We start from the raw sequence: 20592 nt of genomic DNA on the forward strand, positions 1-20592 counted from the left end.
GAACACCGCCCGATTCGCCACACCAGCCACGGGGAGAGCCATGCTGATCCGATCCGTCGAGAAGTTCCTTCGCGCCCATGCCATCGCGCCCACCAGCTTCGGCCGCCTCGCCGCGCAGGACCCGCGCCTCGTCCTCGACCTGAGGAACGGGCGCGAGCCGCGCGGCGTCATGGAGGCGCGCATCCGCGGCTTCATGGCCGGGTACGAGGCCGCGCGGGAGACCGGCCGTGCTGCATGATCGCCATCCCCCGCGGCGATCGCGCCCGCCCGAAACCCCGCGCCCGGCCCCGCGTCCGGCCCCGCGCCCGGTCCGGCGCACGAACGCCGACCGCCTGCGCGCCGCGCTGCGCGCGCTGGCCGCCGAGCAGGGCCAGGTCCGCCGCCACGCGGAGAAAGCCTGGGCCAGCATCACTTTCGAGGGTGCGCGCCACACGCTGGAAATCGACTTCGACGGGGCCGGGGCGGTCGCCGCGGCCGAGCATTTCATCGCCGAGTTGCCCGAGCACGAGTTCGCCATTCCCGGCCAGATCGTCGCCGAGGCCCGCGTGACGCGGGTCGATCACGCCCTGCTGCCGCATCCGCGCCTGTCGCTGGAATGCGAGCTCCTGCTGCTGGAGGATGCATGATCACGCTCTATCCGCGCCGCCGGGCGCCCCGCGGGTGGATTCCCGCCCGCGCGCCGGCGTGCGCCCAGCCCCGGGTCCCGGCCCCGGCGCGATCAGCCGCCGCGCCGGACGACGAGGTTGCGGATCTCGCTCATGTCCTCGATCGCGAAGCGGATCCCCTCGCGCCCGAGGCCCGAATCCTTGACCCCGCCGTAAGGCATGTTGTCCACGCGGTAGCTGGGCACGTCGTTGACGATCACCCCGCCGACTTCCAGCCGGTCCCAGGCGTCGAACATCCTGAAAAGGTCGCGGGTGAAGACCCCGGCCTGGAGGCCGAACTCGCTGCGGTTCACCTCGTCCAGCGCGGCATCGAAATCGGAAAACGGCTGCAGGATCGCGAGCGGGCCGAAGGCTTCCTCGTTCAGCGCGCGCGCGTCGCGATCGACGTTCTCGAGCAGGGTCGCCTCCAGCATGTTGCCTTCGCGCCCGCCGCCGCACAGCAGCCGCGCGCCGCCCTCGACCGCTTCGTCGATCCAGCCTTTCAGCCGGCAGGCCTCGTCCTCGGAGATCATCGGGCCGATAAAGGTTTCCCGGTCCTTCGGGTCGCCGGCCCTGAGCGTGCGGGTCTTCGCTACCAGCATGTCGCGAAAGCGGCCGTAGATGTCCTCGTGGATCAGGATACGCTGCACCCCGATGCAGCTCTGCCCCGACTGGTAGAAGGCGCCGAAGACGATCCGTTCCAGCGCATCGTCGAGATCGGCGTCGCGATCGACCACCACCGCGGCATTGCCGCCGAGTTCGAGCACGACCTTCTTCTTCCCCGCGCGCGCCTTCAGCGCCCAGCCGACCTTGGGCGAACCGGTGAAGCTGAGCAGTTTCAGCCGCTCGTCCTCGGTGAACAGGTCCGCCCCGTCGCGGCTGGCGGGAAGGATCGAGAACGCCCCTTCGGGCAGCATGTCGCATTCGGCCAGGACTTCGCCGACGATCAGCGCGCCGAGCGGGGTCTTGCTCGCCGGCTTCATCACGAAAGGGCAGCCGATGGCGATGGCCGGGGCGATCTTGTGCGCGGCGAGGTTCAGCGGGAAGTTGAACGGCGAGATGAAGCTGCACGGCCCGATCGGGTATCGTTTCCACATCGACTGGTAGCCGCGGGCCCGCTCCGAGATGTCGAGCGGCATGACTTCGCCGTAATTTCGGACCGCTTCCTCCGCCGCGATGCGGAACGTGTCGATCAGGCGGGTGACTTCGCCCTCGCTGTCGCGGATCGGCTTGCCGGCTTCGACGCACAGGGCATGGGCGAGTTCGTCGAAACGTTCGCGGAAGCGATCGACGCAGTGCTGCAGCACGGCCTGGCGCTCGAACGCGGCGAGGCGCGCCATCGGCCCCGCCGCGCGCACCGCCCCGGCAATCGCCGCATCGATGATCTCCGGCGTGGCGAGCGCGGTGCGAAAGGCGACCTCGCCGGAGTACTTGTCGGTCACGGCGAGATCGGCGTTCGGCTGCTGCGGCCGGTTGTTCAGGTAGAGCGGGTAAGTCTCGTGGAGCGTGGGCGTGGGCATGGGAATCGGGTCCTCCTCCCCCAACAATCCCGCCGGCGGGCGAAAGGTCCGGCCCTGCCGCCCGTCAGTATCCGCGCGCGGGGTCGAAGATCGGCTCCAGCGGCTCGCCGGCGACGAACCGGTGGCAATTGGCCAGGAAGCGCTCGGCCGAACGGGCGAACATCTTCGATTGCGCCCGCCCGGAAAGGTGCATCGTCACATGGGCATTGTCGAGCCGCCACAGCGGGTGATCGGCGGGCAGCGGCTCGGGCGTCGTCACGTCGAGGAAGGCGCCGCCGATCCGCCGTTCCTCCAGCGCGGCGACAAGCGCGTCCTGGTCCACCACCGCGCCGCGCGCGATGTTCACCAGGACGGCATCCGCCTTCATCGCGGCGAGTTCGGTCGCGCCGATCATCGCGTCGGTTTCCGGCGTCGCGGGCACGGCCAGGATCACCCAGTCGAACTCGCCCAGCCGCGCGCGCCATTCGTCGGGGCCCAGCACCCCTTCCCCACCCGAACGGCGGACGACCGATACCTCGACCCCGAAGGCTTCCAGCCGTGGCCTGATCAACCGGCCGATCGCGCCATAGCCCAGCAGCAGCGCCCGGCTGCCCGCCAGTTCGCGCTTGCCCGGCGAATCGGCCAGCCATTCGCGCCGGTCCTGCGCGCGCACGACCTCGCGGTAGCCCTTGGCCATGGTCAGCATCCCCATCGCGACATATTCGGCGATCGTGATCGCGTTGATCCCCGCGCCATTGGTGATCGTGACCCCGCGCCGCTGCAGCAGGTCGAGCGGCAGGAAATCGAGCCCGGCGTAGATCGAGCTGAGCCAGCGCAGCTTCTCCGCCCGCCGGACCGCCTCGGCCATCGGCTCTTTCGCGTCGAGGTCGAACCAGCCGATCTCCGCCTCGGGCGCAAGCGCGTGAAGCTCCTCGACCGAGGTGTACCAGCGCGGCTCGATCCCCGCCGGCAACTTGCCCTCCACCAACGGCCGGACAAGCCCGGATAGCACGGCAACGGTCATCGGCTTCGCTCCTTCGGTTCGTTTGCGGGTGGACCGGCGCTCAAGTCCTCCCCATCGACTTGCGATGGGGAGGTGGCATCGCGCAGCGATGACGGAGGGGCCTTCTTCCCCATCGCCATCAGCCGTTCCTCCACCAAGGCCAGAATTCCTTCGGCAACCTGCACCGCGTCGGTCATCACCTCTCTGGCAGGAATGCGAAGCGTTTCGACCCGGCGCTCGCGCAGCCAAGCGTCGCGATCTTCGTCGCGAGCAGGCCTGTCGCCCATGTCGTGCGCCAGGCCGTCGATTTCGATCGCAAGGTTGGCCCGCGCGCAGAAGAAATCGAGAGCATATGGACCGGCGGCGTGCTGCTTGCGGAAACGAATGCCGCGCGGCGAGCCGCGTAACTGCTGCCACAGGAGTATTTCCGGCAGCGACATTTCACGGCGCAGGCGTTTCGCGCGCGCGACGGTGCGTTTGGGTTTGGCGGGGCGGTTCAAGGCCCCCTCCACCACTCGCTTCGCGAGCGGTCCCCCTCCCCATCGCAAGACGATGGGGAGGACTGGTCCCGGCCTCGATCGTTCCTCCCCAACGACTTGCGTTGGGGAGGTGACAGCCGCCCAAGCGGCTGACGGAGGGGCCTTCCCTCACAGCTTCCAGTCCCAGCCGAGCGGATCGCCGTCCATTACCTCCACGCCTTTCGCGGACAGTTCGTCGCGGATCGCGTCGGAAGTCGTGAAATCCTTGGCCGCGCGCGCTTCCTTGCGGCGGATCAGTTCGGCCTCGATTTCCTCTTCGGTGATGGTCGCGCCCTGCGGCCGCAGCCGCAAGTCGTCGCGCGAGAGGTCGAGCAGGCCGAGGCCGAGCACCGCGTCCATCTCCTCGATCACCGCGCGCTTCGCGCCGGCATCGACTTTCTTGACCGCGAGCGCCTCTTCCAGCGCGACGAGCGCGATCGGGGTGTTCAGGTCATCGGCCATGGCGGCGGCGAATTTCTCGCGCATCGGGGCGAACCTGGGATGGTCGGGAGCGCCCGGGGCGGCATCCTTCAGCCGCTCGACCGCCATGACGATCCGCTTCAGGCGCGTCATTGCGGCGCCCAGCCCTTCCCAGCTGAATTCCAGCTCGCTGCGGTAATGCGCCTGGAGGCACATCATCCGGTAGGCGAGCGGGTGGTAGCCCCTGTCGATCAGCAGTTGCAGCCGCAGGAACTCGCCCGACGACTTGCTCATCTTGCCGCTGCGCTCGACCAGGAAGTTGTTGTGCATCCAGATCTTCGCGCCCGAATTGGTCGCCTGCGACAGCCCGCCGCAGCCGCAGAAGGCCTGGTTCTGCGCGATTTCGTTCGGGTGGTGGATCTCGCGGTGATCGATCCCGCCGGTGTGGATGTCGAACGGGAAGCCGAGCAGCTTTTCGCCCATGACCGAGCATTCGAGATGCCAGCCCGGCGCGCCCCTGCCCCACGGCGAATCCCATTCCATCTGCCGCCTTTCGCCCGGCGGCGTCTTGCGCCAGATCGCGAAATCGGCCGGATTGCGCTTGCCCTCGACCGTCTCGATCCGGCCTTCGCCTTCTTCGGTGACCGCGCGGGCCAGCCTTCCATAATCCTCGACGGTCGACACGTCGAAGTAGAGCCCGCTGTCGAGCTCGTAGCAGTGCCGGTCGGCGATCGACTTCGCGAAATCGATCATCTCGTCGATATAGTCGGTCGCCACCGACCACTTGGCAGGTTCGCGGATGTTGAGCGCCTTCACGTCGGCCCAGTAGGCCTCGGTATAGTGCTTCGCGATGTCCCAGATGGACTGGGCCTTTTCCGCGGCCATCTTCTCCATCTTGTCCTCGCCCGCGTCGCCGTCGTCGGTCAGGTGGCCGACATCGGTGATGTTGATCACGTGGGTCAGGTCGTAACCCTTCCACGAGAGCGTGCGGCCGAGCACGTCGGCGAAGACATAGGCGCGCATGTTGCCGATATGCGGGTAATTGTAGACCGTCGGCCCGCAGGAATAGACGCGCGCCTCGCCGGGATGGACGGGAACGAATTCCTCAAGCTCGCGGGTGAGCGAGTTGAACAGCATGAGCGGCGTTTCGGTCATGGCGAGCCTGATACAGTCGCGTCACCGCAGCGCAAGCCGCGAGCGGGGGGGCGGGGATTACCAGCCTTCCCAGCGCAAGCTCTCTTCCAGCGGCGCGCGGGCGACCGGGAAACGGTTCACCGGCGCATCCGGGTCGCGATAGCCGACGGCAAGACCGCAGAAGAACGTGTGATCGGCGGGGATATCGACCACCTCGCGGATCTGCGGGGAATAGACCGCCCAGGCTTCCTGCGCGCAGGAATCGAGCCCTTCTTCGCGCAGGAGCAGCATGATCGTCTGCAGCCACATGCCGATATCGCTCCATTGCGGCGGGCCCATGTATCGCGGGGTGTGGACCAGCATCAGCACCGGCGCCCCGAAAGCGCGGAAATTGTTGGCGAACCAGGCCAGGCGCTGCGCCTTGTCCTCGCGCGCGATCTCGAGCGCGCCGTACATGTCCTCCCCCACCCCGCGGCGGCGCGCTTCGTAGGGGCCGTCGAGTCCGGGCGGATAGATGTGGTACTCGGGCGCATGGGCGGCGCGCCCCTTGGGAAACTCCCGCGCGATCCGGTCGAACAGGCGCTGCATCGGCGCGCCCGTCAGCACGATCCCGTGCCACGGCTGCGTGTTCCCGCCCGACGGCGCGCGCTGCGCTTTTTCAAGAATGCGGGTGAGCGTCTCGCGATCGACCGGCTTGTCGAGAAACGCACGCACCGAGCGGCGCGAGCGGACGGCTTCGGTCATGGTCATTCGGCTCCCCCCTTTGCCGGCCCCCTCGCCCGGGTCACTCCACCTCGAACAAGTCGGCGAGTTGCTCGATGATCGTGCCGCCCAGCTGCTCGACGTCCATGATCGTGACCGAGCGCCGGTAGTAGCGCGTGACGTCGTGGCCGATGCCGATCGCCGCCAGCTGGACGGGGGACTGCTTCTCGATCCAGTCGATCACCCGGCGCAAGTGGCTTTCGAGGTAGCCGGCGCTGTTCACGCTCAGGGTCGAATCGTCCACCGGCGCGCCGTCGGAAATCACCATCAGGATGCGGCGGTCTTCCGGCCGGCCGAGCAGGCGCTGGTGCGCCCACAGCAGCGCCTCGCCGTCGATGTTCTCCTTCAGCAGCCCCTCGCGCATCATCAGGCCGAGGTTGCGGCGCGCACGGCGCCAGGGCTCGTCCGCCTTCTTGTAGACGATGTGGCGCAAGTCGTTGAGCCGCCCGGGATGCGGCGGCTTGCCGTCGGCCAGCCAGGCCTCGCGGCTCTGCCCGCCCTTCCACGCGCGGGTGGTGAAGCCGAGGATCTCGGTCTTCACCCCGCAGCGTTCCAGCGTGCGCGCGAGGATGTCCGCGCTGATCGCGGCGATCGAGATCGGCCGCCCGCGCATCGAGCCCGAATTGTCGATCAGCAGGGTGACGACCGTGTCCTTGAACTCGGTATCGCGTTCGACCTTGTAGCTGAGCGAGTGCCCGGGGCTGATGACAACGCGGGCCAGCCGCGCGGCATCGAGCAGCCCCTCTTCCTGGTCGAAATCCCAGCTGCGGTTCTGCTGCGCCATCAGCCGCCGCTGGAGCCGGTTGGCAAGCTTGGTGACGACCGACTGCAACCCGGCCAGCTGGCTGTCGAGATAGCTGCGCAGCCGGTCCAGCTCCTCCGCGTCGCACAGCTCAGGCGCCTCGATCACCTCGTCGAAACGGTCGGTGAAATGCTTGTACTCGAAATCGCCGGGGATGTCGGTCCACGGGCGGTTGGGGCGGACTGGCAACATGCCCTCCTCCCCGTCGTCGGCCGCCTCGCCGTCGGCCGTCTCCTCGCTCGCTTCGGCCTCGCTCTCGGTCTCGCCGTCGGTTTCGCCCTCGCCCGGCTCGCCGGTGATCTGGGTCGCCTGCGGCTCCGCCTCGCCGCCTTCGTCGCCCTCGCTCTCGTCCTCGTCCTGCTCGCCGCCGTCCTCGTCGTCGCCCTCTTCGTCCTCGCCGCCCTCGTTCTCCTCCGGGCGGACGAGTTCGAGGTGGCGCAACATGTCGAGCGCGAGCGACTGGAACGCCTTCTGGTCGTCGAGCGAGAGCGCCAGGGCCTCGAAATCGGGTTCGGCCCGCGCCTCGATGAACTCGCGCACCATGTCCACGCCGGCCCGCGCGCGTTCGGGCACCGGGGCCCCGGTCAGCCGCTCGCGCAGGATCAGGCCGAGCGCGGTCTGCAGCGGGACCTCGTTCTCCCCCTGCGCCCGCGCGATCGGGTCGGCCGCGGTGCGAAGCTCGACCGCCGCGTCGAGGTTTTCGCGAATGCCGCCGTAGCCATTGGCGCCCAGCGCCTCGTAACGGACCTGTTCCGCCATGTCGTAACAGGCGCGCGCGACCGGTTCCGCCGGGGCGTTGCGGGCATGGAGCGCACTGTCGTGGTGCCGCAGGCGGAGCGCGAAGCTGTCGGCGAAGCCGCGCGCCTCGCGCGCCTGTTCGGGCGGGAGGTCGCGGCCCGGCAGCGGGACGCGGAAGTTGCGACCCGATGCCGACGGGGCATCGGCGCTCCACGCCACTTCCACCTCGCTCTCGCGCGCAAGCGCGCGCGCCGTGCCGGTCAGCGCGCGCTTGAAACGATCGAGGGGGGTCTGGTCGGCCAATGCTATCCCTTCGTTGCCCCCGCGAAGGCAGGGGCCTCAGGCCACAGGCGGAGCGCCAGTGGCGCGAGGTCCCCGCTTGCGCGGGGAGACGGACAAAAGATCATCATACGATCTTTTGCCCGGTCTTCGCCCAGTCGGCCAGGAAGCCTTCGATGCCCTTGTCGGTCAGGACATGCTTGACCAGCCCCTTGATCACCGCGGGCGGCATCGTTGCCACGTCGGCCCCGATCCGCGCGCTTTCGAGCACGTGGGTGGCGTGGCGGACAGAGGCGACGAGGATCTCGGTATCGAACAGGTAATTGTCGTAGATCAGGCGGATATCGCGGATAAGCTCCATCCCGTCGAACCCGTTGTCGTCGTGCCGGCCGACGAAGGGGGAAACGAACGTCGCGCCCGCCTTGGCCGCCAGCAGCGCCTGGTTGGCGGAAAAGCACAGCGTGACGTTGACCATCGTGCCGTCGCCCGTCAGCGCCTTGCAGGTCTTCAGCCCGTCGATCGTCAGCGGCACCTTGATGCAGACGTTGTCCGCGATCTTGCGCAGCGTCTCGGCCTCTTTCATCATCGTCTCGTGGTCGAGCGCGACGACCTCGGCGCTCACCGGCCCGTCCACGAGGGCGCAGATTTCCCTCGTCACTTCCATGAAGTCGCGCCCGGACTTGGCGATCAGCGAGGGATTGGTGGTGACCCCGTCGAGCAGGCCGGTCGCAGCCAGTTCCTCGATCTCGGCAGTGTCGGCAGTGTCGGCGAAGAATTTCATGGGTCGGCTCCGATTGGCGATTCCCGTCCCGCTCTAACGAAGGCAGGCCGGCGGAGCTAGGCCATCGCACGCGCGCGGCGGCACAATTCGCAGGATTTCTCGGCCCGCGCCTTGCCGGGCGCGGGGGCGCGCTCTCATATGGCGGGGCCGATGAACCGTGTCCGTCTCCTCGTCTTCAACGCCGCGCTCGGCGCGCTCGACTACCGCGTGCCCGAAGGCATGGCGGTGGAAGCGGGATCGGTCGTGGTCGCGCCGCTCGGCCCGCGCCAGATCGTCGGCATCGTGTGGGAGGAAGAGCGGCTGCCGGGCGAATCGGTGCCCGACGCGCGCCTGCGGCCGCTGGCCGAAGTGCTCCCGGTGCCCCCGCTGCGCGCCGAGCTGCGCCGCCTGATCGAATGGACCGCCGACTATTACTGCGCCCCGCTGTCGGCGGTCGCGCGGATGGTGATCTCCAGCGGCGGCGCGCTGCGCGGCCCGGCGACGATGACCGAGTACCGGCTGAGCGGCGGAATGCCCGAACGCATGACCTCGCAGCGCGAACGCGCGATGGAGCGGCTGGAGGGCGAACAGGCGACGATCCGCGAGCTGGCGGAGATCGCCGGCGTTTCCGAAGGCGTGCTGCGCGGGCTGGTCAACCAGGGCGCGATGGAAGCGGTCACCGTCGATTGCGACCGCCCCTATCCCCGCGCCCGGCCCGGTCACGCGACGGTGGACCTCAACCCGGAACAGGCCGCGGTCGCGGCGCGGCTGGTGGAGGCCGTGAACGAAGGGGCCTTCGCGCCCTTCCTGCTCGACGGCGTGACCGGATCGGGCAAGACCGAAACCTATTTCGAAGCGGTTGCCGCCGCGCTCGACGCGGATCGGCAGGTCCTCGTCCTCCTGCCCGAGATCGCGCTGACCCAGGCCTTCCTCCGCCGGTTCGAGGATCGCTTCGGCGCGCCGCCGGTCGTCTGGCATTCCTCGCTCAAGTCGACCGAGCGCCGCCGCGCCTGGCGCGCGATCGCCAGCGGGGAGGCGCAAGTCGTCGTCGGCGCGCGCTCCGCCCTCTTCCTGCCCTATGCCCGGCTGGGCCTGATCGTGGTCGACGAAGCGCACGAGGTCAGTTTCAAGCAGGACGACGGCGTGCGCTACAACGCGCGCGACGTGGCGGTGATGCGCGCGCATTTCGAACGGCTGGCCGTGGTTCTCGCCAGCGCGACCCCCGCGCTCGAAAGCCTGCAGATGGCCGAAAGCGGGATCTACGAACGGCTCGAGCTGCCCAGCCGCTTCGGCGCGGCGGAACTGCCCGCGATCGACACCGTGGATCTGACCGAGGACCCGCCCGAACGCGGCCGCTGGCTGGCCCCGCGGCTGGCGCGGGAATTGGCCGAGCGGCTGGACAAGGGGGAACAGTCGCTGCTGTTCCTCAACCGGCGCGGCTATGCCCCGCTGACGTTGTGCCGCAACTGCGGGTTCCGCTTCGAATGCCCCAATTGCACGGCCTGGCTGGTCGAGCATCGCTTCACCCGCCGCCTCGCCTGCCACCATTGCGGCCACGAGACCGCGCCGCCCGCGACCTGCCCCGAATGCGGGGAGCCCGACTGCCTCGTCGCCTGCGGCCCCGGGGTGGAGCGGATCGCCGACGAAGTGGCCGAGATCCTGCCCGGCGCGCGCGTGGCCGTGGCCACCAGCGACACGCTCAATTCGCCCGAACGCGCGGCCGAATTCGTCGCGCAGGTCGAGGAACGGGCGATCGACGTGATCGTCGGCACCCAGCTGGTGACCAAGGGCTTCCATTTCCCCGAGCTGACGCTGGTCGGCGTGGTCGATGCGGACCTGGGGCTCGAGGGGGGCGACTTGCGCGCGGCGGAGCGGACCTACCAGCAGGTCGCCCAGGTCGCCGGGCGCGCGGGGCGCGGGGAGAAGCCGGGCCAGGTGCTGATCCAGACCCGCCATCCCGAAGCGCCGGTGATCGCGGCGCTGGCCGCCGGCGACCGCGATGCCTTCTATGCCGCGGAGACGGAGGCACGGCGCCACGCCGGCGCCCCGCCCTTCGGCCGCTGGGCCGCGATCATCGTGTCGAGCGAGGACGAGGCGGAAGCGAAAGAGGCCGCCCGCGCGATCGGCGGCACGCGCCCCGACCTGGCCGACATCGCAATCTACGGCCCGGCGCCCGCCCCGCTGTCGCTGCTGCGCGGCCGCTATCGCTACCGCCTGCTGATCAACGCCCGCCGCAGCGCGCGTCTGCAGGAAACGATCCGCAGCTGGCTGGACGCCCTCGCCTTCCCCCGCGGCGTGCGCGTATCGATCGACATCGACCCCTATTCGTTCGTCTGACCGATCGACTTGCGCGATCATGCGTTTCGGGCATGATGGACGAAACACGCGCAACGGGGGGAGACAAGTCGTGTTCGCAAGATGCCTGCGCATCGCCGTTACCCTGGCCCTGGCCGGTCTTGCAGCCGCCGGCGCCCGGGCAGACTGGCACCGCGCCGATACCGATCACTTCGTCATCTTTTCCGACGGTTCGGCGCGCGAACTCGAACGCTTTGCCCAGGACACCGAGCGGTTCGATGCGCTGTTACGGCAGTTCTTTCGCCTTCCCGCATCGGCCGGCGGAGAGAACCGCCTGACGATCTATGCGGTGCGCTCGACCGACGAGATCGCCCGGCTGATGGGGCGGGGGGAAACGTCGATCGCCGGCTTCTACCGTAGCCGCGGCGAGGGCAGCTTTGCGGTCACCAACCGCGAACGGACCAACACCAAGTTCGCCTTGTCGGGCCAGACCACGCTGTTCCACGAATATGCCCACCACTTCATGTTCCGGCATCTGACGGCCGCCTATCCCGCCTGGTACGTGGAAGGCTTCGCCGAGTACTTTTCGACCGTCGAGTTCGACAAGCAGGGCCGCTGGGATCTCGGCAAGCCCGCCTACCACCGCGCACGTTCGCTGCTGGGCAACCATCGCCTCGATCTGGACCAGCTCCTGTTCGGAACGACCGAGGGGATGACCCGCATCGAGGTGGATCTCTACTACGGCCGGGCCTGGATGCTCGTGCACATGGCGATGAGCGACCCGGAAAGAGGCCGCCAGTTGCAGGGCTACTTGCGCGATTTCGCCAATGGCGTGGAGCCGCGCGTAGCGGCCGAGCGCAATTTCGGCTCGCTCGACGAACTGGAAGAGACGCTGGAGAACTACGTCAACGAGTCGCTGCGCTTCCGGTCGTCCTCGACCCCGCTGCCCTATGAAGGACGGCTGGACATCCGGACGCTGTCGGGTCCCGAAGGCGACCTGGTCGATCTGAGGCTGGAGCGGCTGATGGAAACCGACCTGGAGCGAACGCGCGAGGAGCTGCTCGAACTCGCCGCCGAGTCGCCTGCCCATGCCGGTGTCTGGTACGAACTGGCACTGACCGAACTGGCGCTGTCCCGCTCGGTCGACGCGGCGGACGGGAACAAGGAGGGCGGAGACGAGCGAAGCGAGAGCGAAGAGGTTGGCGACGATCCCGACGCCCCGTCGCCCCAGCAGCTTGTCCACGAGGCGGCCGCCCGCCAGGCTATCGAGAAGGCGCTCGCCGCCGACCCGCAGCATGTGCGCGCAAGGGTCGAACAAGTGCGCTTCCAGATGCGCGATCTTACCCGGGCCGACGACCTGACCACCCGGTCGTGGAGCCCGTTGCGCCAGGCCTTGCTGGAGGCGCACCGAACCGATCCGCGCGATCCGCAACCGTTGTTCGTGTTCTATGACAGCTTCCGCCAAACCGGCCTGGCCGCGCCCGACATCGCCCGCACGGCGATCGGACAGGCGTTCACGCTCGCTCCGGAATCGTCCCGCCTGCGCATGGCCTATGTCAACGATCTGGTTGCACACGACGAGATCCCACGGGCCATCGCCCTGCTGAAGGCTCTCGCCTACAACCCCCACGGCGGGGGCGGAGCCCTGGAGTTCCTGGAGGAACTGGAAGACCATCTCGCCGAGCGCACTTCGGCCGAGACCGGCACCGGCCAGCAGACAGAACCGACCGCGCCGTGAACCCCGTGCCGCGAGGAGAAGCCCCATGCTGACCGTTCATCACCTTCGCATCTCGCAGTCGGAGCGGGTCGCCTGGCTGTGCGAGGAGCTGGGGCTGGACTATGCGCTGCGCCTCTATGCCCGGCGCGAAGACAACAACCTCGCGCCCGACGAGTACAAGGCGCTGCACCCGATGGGCATTGCCCCGGTCATCACCGATGGCGACCTGGCGCTGGGCGAAAGCGGGGCGATCTGCGACTACCTCGACCGCAAGTACGGCGGGGCGAAGCTGTCGCCGGGCCCCGACCACCCGGACTTTGCCGAGCACCTGTTCTGGTTCCACTTCGCCAATGCCACGTTCATGACCAACGGCATGATGGCGCTCGTCACCGGGCGCATGGGCGAAGTGCCCGAGTTCGTGACCGGCCGGACGGCGAAGGCCTGGGCCCTGGCCGAGGCGCGGCTGGGAGAGGCGGAGTTCTTCGGTGGGTCGCAGCTGACCACGGCCGACATCATGATGGGTTTCAACCTCACCACCGCGCGCACGTTCGGCGGGACGAGCCTCGACCCCTATCCCAATATCGCCGGTTACCTCCAGCGCATCGGCCGGCGCGAGGCCTATCGCCGCGCGATGGAGAAGTGCGAACCGGGCATGGCGCCGCGGCTGGACTAGGGCCGCTTCAGTAACGCCGGCCCTAGGCCGCGTAGCCGGGCGTTCCCCCGGCAAGGACGGTCTGCGCCTCGCGCTCCAGCATGGCCATCGCGGCTTCCCAGGGCTGGTGCCCGTGGCTGATCCGCGCCACGCCGAGCCGGGCCAGCGCGGCCCGGTCGCCGCAGGCCGGTGACCACAGGATATTGACCGGGAGCGGCGATGCCTCGCAGATCGCGGCAATGCAGCCGGCATCGGAAAGGAAGGGCACGAACAGGCCGCCCGCGCCGGCATCGGCGTAAGCGCGCGCACGGTTGAGCGTTGCGGCGACCAGCGCATCCCCTTCGCTGGCCACGTCCCGGCCCCGGAACACGTCGCAGCGGGCATTGACGAAGACGCCGCTGGATGCGGCGGCGGCCAGGCGCTCGGCCTGCTGCGCGACGGGTACGAGCGCGTCCTGCCCCGGCCCTTGCCACGACGCGGGCGGACCCGGCATCCCAGACGTTGAACAGCACCAGCGGATCGCCGGGAACATGCAGGCCGCGCAGTTCGTCGATCTTGCTCATGTCTTCGCTCCTTCGCGTTTGAGCAGTTCCCGCTTGATGTCCTGCCCATAGGCATAGCCGCCCAGGTCGCCATCGGACCGGACCACGCGGTGGCAGGGGATCAGGATGGCGACATTGTTGCGCGCATTGGCGCTGCCCGCGGCGCGCACGGCCTTCGGATTGCCCGCCGCCGCGGCGATATCGGCGTAAGTGCGCGTTTCCCCCGGCGGGATCTCGCGCAGCGCCTTCCAGCACGCTTCCTGGAAGGCGGTGCCTTTCACGTCGAGCGGGATGTGGGCGAAATCGCCGGGCGATTCGACCGTCGCCACGACATCCGCCAGCAGCCCGGCGAAAGCCCCGCCGCCTTCGACCAGGTCGGCATTGGGGAAACGCCGGCGCAAGTCGTCCTCGCCTTCGCCGAACGACAGGCGGCACACGCCCTTGTCCGTCGCGGCGACCAGCATCGGCCCCAGCGTCGTTTCGACCAGGGCCCAGCGGATCGTCACCCCCGCCCCGCCGTTGACCCACGCGCTCGCCGTCATGCCCAGTCTCCCCCCGGTCGAATCGTAGAACCGCGAAGGGGCGGAAAAGCCCGCGTCGTAAATCGCGCCGGTCACGCTTTCCCCCTCGCTCAAGGCGTCGCGGACGCGCTCGTCGCGCAAGGCGCGGGCGTAAGCAGCCGGCGACAGGCCGATCGCGCGCTTGAACACCCGCTGGAAGTGGCCCGGCGAATAGCCGGTGAGCTGCGCCAGGCTATCGAGCGAGGGCGGGCCCGCGGCATCGCCGACGGCCTGCCGGATCTCGTCGATCGCGGCAGCCACCGCCGCTTCGTCGCGCGCGACGTCGTCGGGCAGGCAGCGCTTGCAGGCGCGCAGGCCGGCCCGGCGCGCCTCCGCCCCGCTGGCGAAGAAGCGGACGTTCTCGCGCCGGGGATGGCGCGCGGCGCAGGACGGGCGGCAATAGATGCCGGTCGAAAGCACCCCGGTCACGAAGCGACCGTCGAAGCTCCTGTCGCGCCGCTTGACCGCGGCCCAGGCATGATCGTCGCTCACCATCTCACAGCCCTCGATACCGTTCGACACGCGCTGCGAAACAGCCATGCGCGGCGTTGTGGGCATCGATATAGGCGATGTCCGGGTCTTCGAGCAAAGCGCGTATCGCGGCGTCGACGTCGTCCGCCAGCGCCAGCGAGGCCCGGTGCAGGCACCCGTCCGCGGTATAGCCGCGCAGCGCGATCGGGCGGCGGCGCAGCACCGGGGGGAGGCTGTCCACGAACTCCGCCGGTTCATCGGCATCCCTGCGCACGTAGATGGCAAAGGCGCTGCGATAGGGGTTGGCCGGATCGTGATGGGTGAAATTGGTCAGCAGCACCTCCTCGCCCGGTGCCGCTTCCTGCAGGCTCACCCGGCAGGCATAGTAGCCTTCGGGCCGCGCGGTCAGCCGCTGCGAAAGCGTTGCGGCCAGCGCGTCCCCATCCATTGCGAAACGATCCGCAAACTGTGCGGGGTCGAGCCCGCGAATGCGATATGTCATGAGAAACCGCTCCTGTTCGATTGCCCGCTCGCTATGCATCGGCTCGCGGACAGCCGCATCCCGCCGCTTGCGGTCAAAAGCGGCCCTCGCCTAGATGTCGCCCGATGACGCGCCTGTCCTGCCTTCTCGCCGCGCTGTTCGCGCTGGTCCTGCCCCCGGCGGCGCAGGCCGACCCAGCCGACATCGACGCCGCCGCGCGCGGGGTCGTGCGGGTGGTGATCATGGGCACCGACGGGCAGGAAGTCTTCCCCGTCAGCCACGGGACGGGGTTTGCCGTCGCGCCGCGCCGGATCGTCACCAACGCCCACGTCGTGCGCGAGGCGCTGCAGGACGACACGCTGCGAATCGGGATCGTGCCCAGCGAAGGCGGCGAGGCGGCCGACTATGCCCGCGCGGTCGCGGTCAGCCCGGCCAACGACCTTGCCCTGGTGGAAATCACCGGCACGCTTCGCCTGCCCCCGCTGACGATAGCGGCCGGGCCGATGCGCGACGGGCAGGTTTCCGCCGTCGGTTACCCGATGAACGTCGATCGCGCCCAGGGGCTCGACATGGGCGACATCTTCCGTTCGCAGCCACCGGTGAAGAGCCGCGGCTTCCTGTCCGGCCAGCGGCCCAGCCGCCTGTTCGACACGATCCTGCACACCGCGCCGATCGCGCGCGGCAATTCCGGCGGGCCGCTGCTCGACGGGTGCGGGCGGGTTATCGGGGTCAACAGCTTCGGCACCGATTCGGGCGGTTCGGACGGCGAGTTCTACTTCGCCGTTTCGACCCGCGAGCTGCTGCCGTTCCTGCGCGCGAACGATGTCGATGCCCGCGTCGCCGACCTGCCCTGCCGCAGCCTGGAGGAACTCGACGCGGCCGAACGCGCGCGACTGGAACGGCAGCAGGCCCAGGCGCGCCGCGAAATGGCCGCCCGCGCGCAGGAAGCGCGCGAACGCCGCGAGCGGGCGGAGGACGAGGCGCGCGAATCGGTCCGGATCGACCGCGAGAACGCGATGGCGCTGGCCTTCGTCCTCGCCCTCGTCGCGGCGGGCGGCCTGGCCCTCGCCTGGCAGGCCCGGCAGGCGGGCGAAGGCGGCGAACGGCGCATGATGATCGCCGGCACGGTCGCGCTCGTGGCCGCGATCGCCGCACTGGCGCTGTGGCTCACCCGCCCCGGGCTCGACGAAGTGGAACGCCGCGTCGCCGCCGCCATGGGCGAGGCCGAGGCGGACCCCGAGGCGCCTGGGGCCGGCGGCACCGGCGAGGGCCTGCTCACCTGCACCCTGGACCTGGCCCGCAGCCGCGTGGTCGGCGCGCCCGACCGCGAGCTGGAGTTCGCCTGGCGCGAGGACGGCTGCGTCAACGGCCGCACGCAATACGGCTTTGCCGGCGGCGAGTGGTCGCGCGTCTTCGTGCCGAACGAGGAACAGGCCGTGTCCGTCAACCGCTTCGACCCCGCGAGCGGCACCTTCCGCACCGACCGCTACCTGCTCGGCCGGGCGGAAATGGCCGCGGCCCGCGCCGCACGGGGCGAATATTCGCCGCCCGCCTGCGATGCCGTGGGGGCGGCCGCGCGGCTCGGCGACCTGCAATCGGGCGTCGTCGCGCTCCTCCCCCAGGCGCCGAACGAGCGGCTGGTCTATTCCTGCAAGGCCGCCGAGTGACGGGCGCCCGGCGGCGGTTGCGCGCGATCGCACGCGGCCGGGCCGATGCCCGTGCATCGCACCGGCGCGACAGGGGCAAATCCGCCCCCCCCGGGCCGCGCGCGCTGCATCGGGCGGGTTGCATAGTAGGAAACCGGGTGCTAGTCGCGCGCCAGCCTTGCCGGGGTGGCTCGTTCCGCCCGCATCGGCATGGGCGATGCACCGCTATTTTCCGGACCTTCAAAGGACGAGAGACGCGTGGAGATTTCCGCCGGTATTCAGGCTAGCCTGCCAGGGCGCTATGCTTCGGCCCTGTTCGATCTGGCCGCCGAAAAGGGCACGGTCACTGCGGTCGAATCGGACCTGGAGAAGCTTTCCGCCGCCCTGGCCGAATCGGCCGACATGCGCGCCGTGACGACCAATCCCGAACTGAGCCGCAAGGCGCAGGGCGCGGCCATGGAGGGCGTGGCCCGGTTGCTCGGCCTGTCCGACCTGACCGGCAATTTCCTCGGCGTGCTCGCCGCCAATCGCCGGCTGGGCGCCCTTCCCGCGATCGTCCGCGCCTTCCGCGCCATCGCCGCCGCCCAGCGGGGCGAGGTATCGGCCGAAGTCGCCAGCGCCCACGCGCTCACCGACGCGCAGCTCGCCGCGCTCAAGGAAAAACTGACCGCGCGCGAAGGCCGCACGGTCAAGCTCGACGCGAAGGTCGATCCCGATCTCCTGGGCGGGCTCGTCGTCACCATCGGTTCGAAGCGCATCGACGGTTCGATCCGCACCCGCCTCAATTCTCTCGCCCACGCCATGAAGGGCTGACGCCACAAGGCTCGAAGGAAGACACGCACATGGAAATCCGCGCCGCAGAAATCTCCAAGGTCATCAAGGACCAGATCGCCAACTTCGGCACCGAGGCCGAAGTCAGCGAAGTCGGCTCCGTCCTTTCGGTCGGTGACGGCATCGCCCGCATCCACGGCCTCGACAAGGTCCAGGCCGGCGAGATGGTCGAATTCGCCAACGGCGTGCAGGGCATGGCCCTGAACCTCGAAGCCGACAACGTCGGCGTCGTGATCTTCGGCTCCGACGCGGAGATCAAGGAAGGCGACAGCGTCAAGCGGACCGAGACGATCGTGGACGTTCCGGTCGGCAAGGGCCTGCTGGGCCGCGTGGTCGACGCGCTGGGCAACCCGATCGACGGCAAGGGCCCGATCGAGACGACCGAGCGCCGCCGGGTCGAGGTGAAGGCCCCGGGCATCATCCCGCGCGAATCGGTTTCCGAACCGGTGCAGACCGGCCTCAAGGCGATCGACGCGCTCGTGCCCGTCGGCCGCGGCCAGCGCGAGCTGATCATCGGCGACCGCCAGACCGGCAAGTCCGCCGTCGCGATCGACACCTTCATCAACCAGAAGGAAGTCAACGCCGGCGACGACGAATCGAAGAAGCTCTACTGCATCTACGTCGCCGTGGGCCAGAAGCGCTCGACCGTGGCGCAGATCGTCCGCCAGCTCGAAGAAAACGGCGCGATGGAATACTCGATCGTGGTCGCCGCGACCGCGTCCGAGCCGGCCCCGCTGCAGTACCTCGCGCCCTACACCGGCTGCGCGATGGGCGAGTTCTTCCGCGACAACGGCATGCACGCCGTGATCGTTTACGACGACCTTTCGAAGCAGGCCGTCGCCTATCGCCAGATGTCGCTCCTCCTGCGCCGCCCGCCGGGCCGCGAAGCCTATCCGGGCGACGTGTTCTACCTCCACAGCCGCCTGCTCGAGCGCGCGGCCAAGATGAGCCAGGCGAACGGCGGCGGATCGCTGACCGCGCTGCCGATCATCGAAACCCAGGCGGGCGACGTTTCGGCCTATATCCCGACCAACGTGATCTCGATCACCGACGGGCAGATCTTCCTCGAAACCGGCCTGTTCTACCAGGGCATCCGCCCGGCCATCAACGTCGGCCTCTCGGTCAGCCGCGTCGGCGGCGCCGCCCAGACGAAGGCGATGAAGAAGGTCTCCGGCTCGATCAAGCTGGAGCTGGCGCAGTACCGCGAGATGGCGGCCTTCGCGCAGTTCGGCTCGGACCTCGACGCCGCCACGCAGAAGCTGCTCAACCGCGGCGCGCGCCTGACCGAGCTGCTCAAGCAGCCGCAGTTCTCGCCGATGCCGTTCGAGGAGCAGACCGTGTCGATCTTCGCCGGCACCAACGGCTATCTCGACAGCGTCGCGGTCGAACGCGTGACCGAGTACGAGGCGGCCATGCTCAGCTACATGCGCAGCGAACACGCCGACGTGCTCAAGGACATCCGCGAAAGCGGCAAGTTCGAAGACGACGTGAAGGCCCGCACGGTCGCCGCGCTCGACACGTTCGCCAAGCAGTTCGCCTGAGCCCCGCGAGACACTAGCTAGGGAGCCGAAATGGCCTCGCTGAAAGAACTCAAGGGCCGGATCAACTCGGTCAAGTCGACCCAGAAGATCACCAAGGCCAAGCAGATGGTCGCCGCGGCGAAGCTGCGCAAGGCACAGGCCGCGGCCGAGGCTGCGCGCCCTTATGCCGAGCGTCTTTCCGCGGTCATGGCATCGCTCGCCGGCAAAGTCGGCGGCGACAGCGCGCCCCGTCTCCTGGCGGGCACCGGCTCGGACCAGCGGCACCTGCTGGTCGTGGTCAATACCGACAAGGGCCTGTGCGGCGGCCTCAACGCCAATATCGTCAAGGCTGCCAAGGCCAAGGCGCGCGCGCTGATCGCCGAGGGCAAGGACGTGCAGTTCTACCTCGTCGGCAAGAAAGGCCGCGCCCCGATCAAGCGCGACCATGCCGACCGGATCGGGCAGCAGTTCGACACCAGCACCGTGCGCAACCCCGGCTTCGAGGAAGCCGAGGCGATCGCGGACGAACTGGTCGAGCTGTTCGAAGCGGGCAAGTTCGACGTCGCGCACCTCGTCTACCCGATCTTCAAGTCCGCGCTGGCGCAGGACCCGACGGTGCAGCAGCTGATCCCCGTCCCCGCCCCCCAGGGCGAAGCGGGCACCGGCGGCGACGCGGTCGTCGAGTACGAGCCCGACGAGGAAGCGATCCTCGAGGAACTGCTGCCGCGTTACGTGAAGACGCAGGTGTTCGGCGCGCTGCTGGAAATCGCCGCTTCCGAGCAGGGCGCGTCGATGACCGCGATGGACAACGCGACGCGCAACGCGGGCGAGCTGATCAACAAGCTCACCATCCAGTACAACCGCAGCCGCCAGGCCGCCATCACCACCGAGCTCATCGAAATCATCGCCGGCGCGGAAGCGCTCTGAGCCCCCAGCTACCGGAATATCAATCGTGAAGAAGATCGCACTTTTCGTCCCCGCCCTCGCCCTCTCCCTCGCCGCCTGCGGCGAAGAGCCTGCGCCCGAGCCCGCACCGGTGCAGACGCCCGAACCGGCCCCGGAACCCTCGCTCCCGGCCCCGGACCAGGAACTGTTCTCCGGCCTGCTGGCAGAGGCGTGCCCCGAACTGAAGCCGGTCAACACCGCCGTGTGCAAGCGCGCGGGCTTCGGCTCCAGCGACGTCATCTGCGAATATGGCCTCGGCGAAGATTCGTACCTCCGCAACAAGGCGACCCTGACCCCCGGCGACGGGGAATGGACGCTCGCCGACCCCGCTTCGATCTGCGCTCCCGGCGCCGAATAACTGCAAGGCAGGACA

Annotated in this window: 20 protein-coding genes; 10 read left to right on the top strand and 10 right to left on the bottom strand. The window is 69.1% G+C overall.

Going from position 1 to position 20592, the window contains the following annotated elements:
• The first annotated feature begins 40 nt into the window (after positions 1-40).
• Positions 41-238, top strand: a complete 198-nt coding sequence (locus tag GRI72_RS09660) for a hypothetical protein (protein WP_160733724.1) — start codon at positions 41-43, stop codon at positions 236-238.
• Positions 228-626, top strand: a complete 399-nt coding sequence (locus GRI72_RS09665; protein ID WP_337191168.1) for a hypothetical protein — start codon at positions 228-230, stop codon at positions 624-626. Before GRI72_RS09660 ends, GRI72_RS09665 begins: the two co-directional genes overlap by 11 nt.
• Before the next feature lie 92 nt (positions 627-718).
• On the opposite strand, the gene GRI72_RS09670 is transcribed toward GRI72_RS09665, so the two are convergent.
• The 7 genes from GRI72_RS09670 to fsa form a co-directional block, all read right to left on the bottom strand.
• Complete coding sequence (locus tag GRI72_RS09670; protein WP_160733725.1) at positions 719-2164, bottom strand: aldehyde dehydrogenase family protein; 1446 nt, start codon at positions 2162-2164, stop codon at positions 719-721.
• Between the two features lie 64 nt (positions 2165-2228).
• Positions 2229-3167 carry a D-2-hydroxyacid dehydrogenase gene (locus tag GRI72_RS09675; RefSeq protein ID WP_160733726.1) on the bottom strand — a complete coding sequence of 313 codons (939 nt, stop codon included), beginning with the start codon at positions 3165-3167 and terminating at the stop codon, positions 2229-2231.
• Complete coding sequence (locus tag GRI72_RS09680) at positions 3164-3646, bottom strand: endonuclease domain-containing protein (protein WP_237487042.1); 483 nt, start codon at positions 3644-3646, stop codon at positions 3164-3166. Before GRI72_RS09680 ends, GRI72_RS09675 begins: the two co-directional genes overlap by 4 nt.
• A gap of 147 nt (positions 3647-3793) precedes the next feature.
• Positions 3794-5239 (bottom strand): cysteine--tRNA ligase, encoded by a 1446-nt coding sequence (cysS, locus tag GRI72_RS09685; RefSeq protein WP_160733727.1) that lies wholly within the window; start codon positions 5237-5239, stop codon positions 3794-3796.
• 57 nt (positions 5240-5296) lie between these two features.
• On the bottom strand, positions 5297-5968 hold the full coding sequence (locus GRI72_RS09690; RefSeq protein WP_160733728.1) for a nitroreductase: 672 nt from the start codon (positions 5966-5968) through the stop codon (positions 5297-5299).
• A gap of 34 nt (positions 5969-6002) precedes the next feature.
• Positions 6003-7823 (bottom strand): cobaltochelatase subunit CobT, encoded by a 1821-nt coding sequence (gene cobT / locus GRI72_RS09695; protein ID WP_160733729.1) that lies wholly within the window; start codon positions 7821-7823, stop codon positions 6003-6005.
• A 103-nt stretch (positions 7824-7926) separates the two neighbouring features.
• The gene (fsa, locus tag GRI72_RS09700) at positions 7927-8580 is read right to left on the bottom strand and encodes a fructose-6-phosphate aldolase (protein ID WP_160733730.1); all 654 of its coding nucleotides are present in this window, start codon (positions 8578-8580) and stop codon (positions 7927-7929) included.
• A gap of 150 nt (positions 8581-8730) precedes the next feature.
• Between fsa and GRI72_RS09705 the strand changes: the two genes are divergently transcribed.
• The 3 genes from GRI72_RS09705 to GRI72_RS09715 all read left to right on the top strand — a co-directional run bounded on the left by GRI72_RS09705 (position 8731) and on the right by GRI72_RS09715 (position 13244).
• Positions 8731-10896 carry a primosomal protein N' gene (locus GRI72_RS09705; RefSeq protein WP_160733731.1) on the top strand — a complete coding sequence of 722 codons (2166 nt, stop codon included), beginning with the start codon at positions 8731-8733 and terminating at the stop codon, positions 10894-10896.
• Positions 10897-10966: 70 nt separating this feature from the next.
• Positions 10967-12592 carry a hypothetical protein gene (locus GRI72_RS09710; RefSeq protein ID WP_160733732.1) on the top strand — a complete coding sequence of 542 codons (1626 nt, stop codon included), beginning with the start codon at positions 10967-10969 and terminating at the stop codon, positions 12590-12592.
• Between the two features lie 25 nt (positions 12593-12617).
• Complete coding sequence (locus GRI72_RS09715; RefSeq protein WP_160733733.1) at positions 12618-13244, top strand: glutathione S-transferase family protein; 627 nt, start codon at positions 12618-12620, stop codon at positions 13242-13244.
• 22 nt (positions 13245-13266) lie between these two features.
• Here GRI72_RS09715 and GRI72_RS09720 read toward each other — a convergent pair whose 3' ends face one another.
• From GRI72_RS09720 to GRI72_RS09730, 3 genes are all read right to left on the bottom strand, one after another.
• Positions 13267-13716 carry an isocitrate lyase/phosphoenolpyruvate mutase family protein gene (locus GRI72_RS09720; protein ID WP_237487044.1) on the bottom strand — a complete coding sequence of 150 codons (450 nt, stop codon included), beginning with the start codon at positions 13714-13716 and terminating at the stop codon, positions 13267-13269.
• A gap of 66 nt (positions 13717-13782) precedes the next feature.
• Positions 13783-14820 carry a bifunctional DNA-binding transcriptional regulator/O6-methylguanine-DNA methyltransferase Ada gene (gene ada / locus GRI72_RS09725; RefSeq protein ID WP_160733971.1) on the bottom strand — a complete coding sequence of 346 codons (1038 nt, stop codon included), beginning with the start codon at positions 14818-14820 and terminating at the stop codon, positions 13783-13785.
• A 1-nt stretch (position 14821) separates the two neighbouring features.
• Positions 14822-15337: a DUF1203 domain-containing protein gene (locus GRI72_RS09730; protein ID WP_237487048.1), complete on the bottom strand. Its 516-nt coding sequence runs from the start codon at positions 15335-15337 to the stop codon at positions 14822-14824.
• Positions 15338-15402: 65 nt separating this feature from the next.
• Between GRI72_RS09730 and GRI72_RS09735 the strand changes: the two genes are divergently transcribed.
• The 5 genes from GRI72_RS09735 (at position 15403) to GRI72_RS09755 (ending at position 20577) form a co-directional block, all read left to right on the top strand.
• Positions 15403-16944, top strand: a complete 1542-nt coding sequence (locus tag GRI72_RS09735; RefSeq protein WP_160733734.1) for a S1 family peptidase — start codon at positions 15403-15405, stop codon at positions 16942-16944.
• 237 nt (positions 16945-17181) lie between these two features.
• Positions 17182-17736: a F0F1 ATP synthase subunit delta gene (locus tag GRI72_RS09740; RefSeq protein ID WP_160733735.1), complete on the top strand. Its 555-nt coding sequence runs from the start codon at positions 17182-17184 to the stop codon at positions 17734-17736.
• 29 nt (positions 17737-17765) lie between these two features.
• Positions 17766-19295, top strand: coding sequence for a F0F1 ATP synthase subunit alpha (gene atpA / locus GRI72_RS09745; RefSeq protein WP_160733736.1), 1530 nt, complete (start codon positions 17766-17768; stop codon positions 19293-19295).
• A 30-nt stretch (positions 19296-19325) separates the two neighbouring features.
• On the top strand, positions 19326-20201 hold the full coding sequence (locus tag GRI72_RS09750) for a F0F1 ATP synthase subunit gamma (protein ID WP_160733737.1): 876 nt from the start codon (positions 19326-19328) through the stop codon (positions 20199-20201).
• Positions 20202-20226: 25 nt separating this feature from the next.
• Entirely contained in the window at positions 20227-20577 is a 351-nt protein-coding gene (locus GRI72_RS09755; RefSeq protein WP_160733738.1) for an MSCRAMM family adhesin, read from the top strand.
• Positions 20578-20592: the final 15 nt, after the last annotated feature.

It is taken from the genome of Pelagerythrobacter marinus, assembly GCF_009827515.1.
GTDB classification, from domain to species: Bacteria; Pseudomonadota; Alphaproteobacteria; order Sphingomonadales; family Sphingomonadaceae; genus Pelagerythrobacter; species Pelagerythrobacter marinus.

Bases quoted from the DNA above. Each gene is read 5' to 3' on its own strand.
- GRI72_RS09660 (WP_160733724.1), top strand. From the start codon at position 41: ATGCTGATCCGATCCGTCGAGAAGTTCCTTCGCGCCCATGCCATCGCG.
- GRI72_RS09670 (WP_160733725.1), bottom strand. From the start codon at position 2,164: ATGCCCACGCCCACGCTCCACGAGACTTACCCGCTCTACCTGAACAAC.
- GRI72_RS09675 (WP_160733726.1), bottom strand. From the start codon at position 3,167: ATGACCGTTGCCGTGCTATCCGGGCTTGTCCGGCCGTTGGTGGAGGGC.
- cysS (WP_160733727.1), bottom strand. From the start codon at position 5,239: ATGACCGAAACGCCGCTCATGCTGTTCAACTCGCTCACCCGCGAGCTT.
- GRI72_RS09690 (WP_160733728.1), bottom strand. From the start codon at position 5,968: ATGACCATGACCGAAGCCGTCCGCTCGCGCCGCTCGGTGCGTGCGTTT.
- fsa (WP_160733730.1), bottom strand. From the start codon at position 8,580: ATGAAATTCTTCGCCGACACTGCCGACACTGCCGAGATCGAGGAACTG.
- GRI72_RS09705 (WP_160733731.1), top strand. From the start codon at position 8,731: ATGAACCGTGTCCGTCTCCTCGTCTTCAACGCCGCGCTCGGCGCGCTC.
- GRI72_RS09715 (WP_160733733.1), top strand. From the start codon at position 12,618: ATGCTGACCGTTCATCACCTTCGCATCTCGCAGTCGGAGCGGGTCGCC.
- GRI72_RS09720 (WP_237487044.1), bottom strand. From the start codon at position 13,716: ATGCCGGGTCCGCCCGCGTCGTGGCAAGGGCCGGGGCAGGACGCGCTC.
- ada (WP_160733971.1), bottom strand. From the start codon at position 14,820: ATGGTGAGCGACGATCATGCCTGGGCCGCGGTCAAGCGGCGCGACAGG.
- GRI72_RS09730 (WP_237487048.1), bottom strand. From the start codon at position 15,337: ATGCATAGCGAGCGGGCAATCGAACAGGAGCGGTTTCTCATGACATAT.
- GRI72_RS09735 (WP_160733734.1), top strand. From the start codon at position 15,403: ATGACGCGCCTGTCCTGCCTTCTCGCCGCGCTGTTCGCGCTGGTCCTG.
- atpA (WP_160733736.1), top strand. From the start codon at position 17,766: ATGGAAATCCGCGCCGCAGAAATCTCCAAGGTCATCAAGGACCAGATC.
- GRI72_RS09750 (WP_160733737.1), top strand. From the start codon at position 19,326: ATGGCCTCGCTGAAAGAACTCAAGGGCCGGATCAACTCGGTCAAGTCG.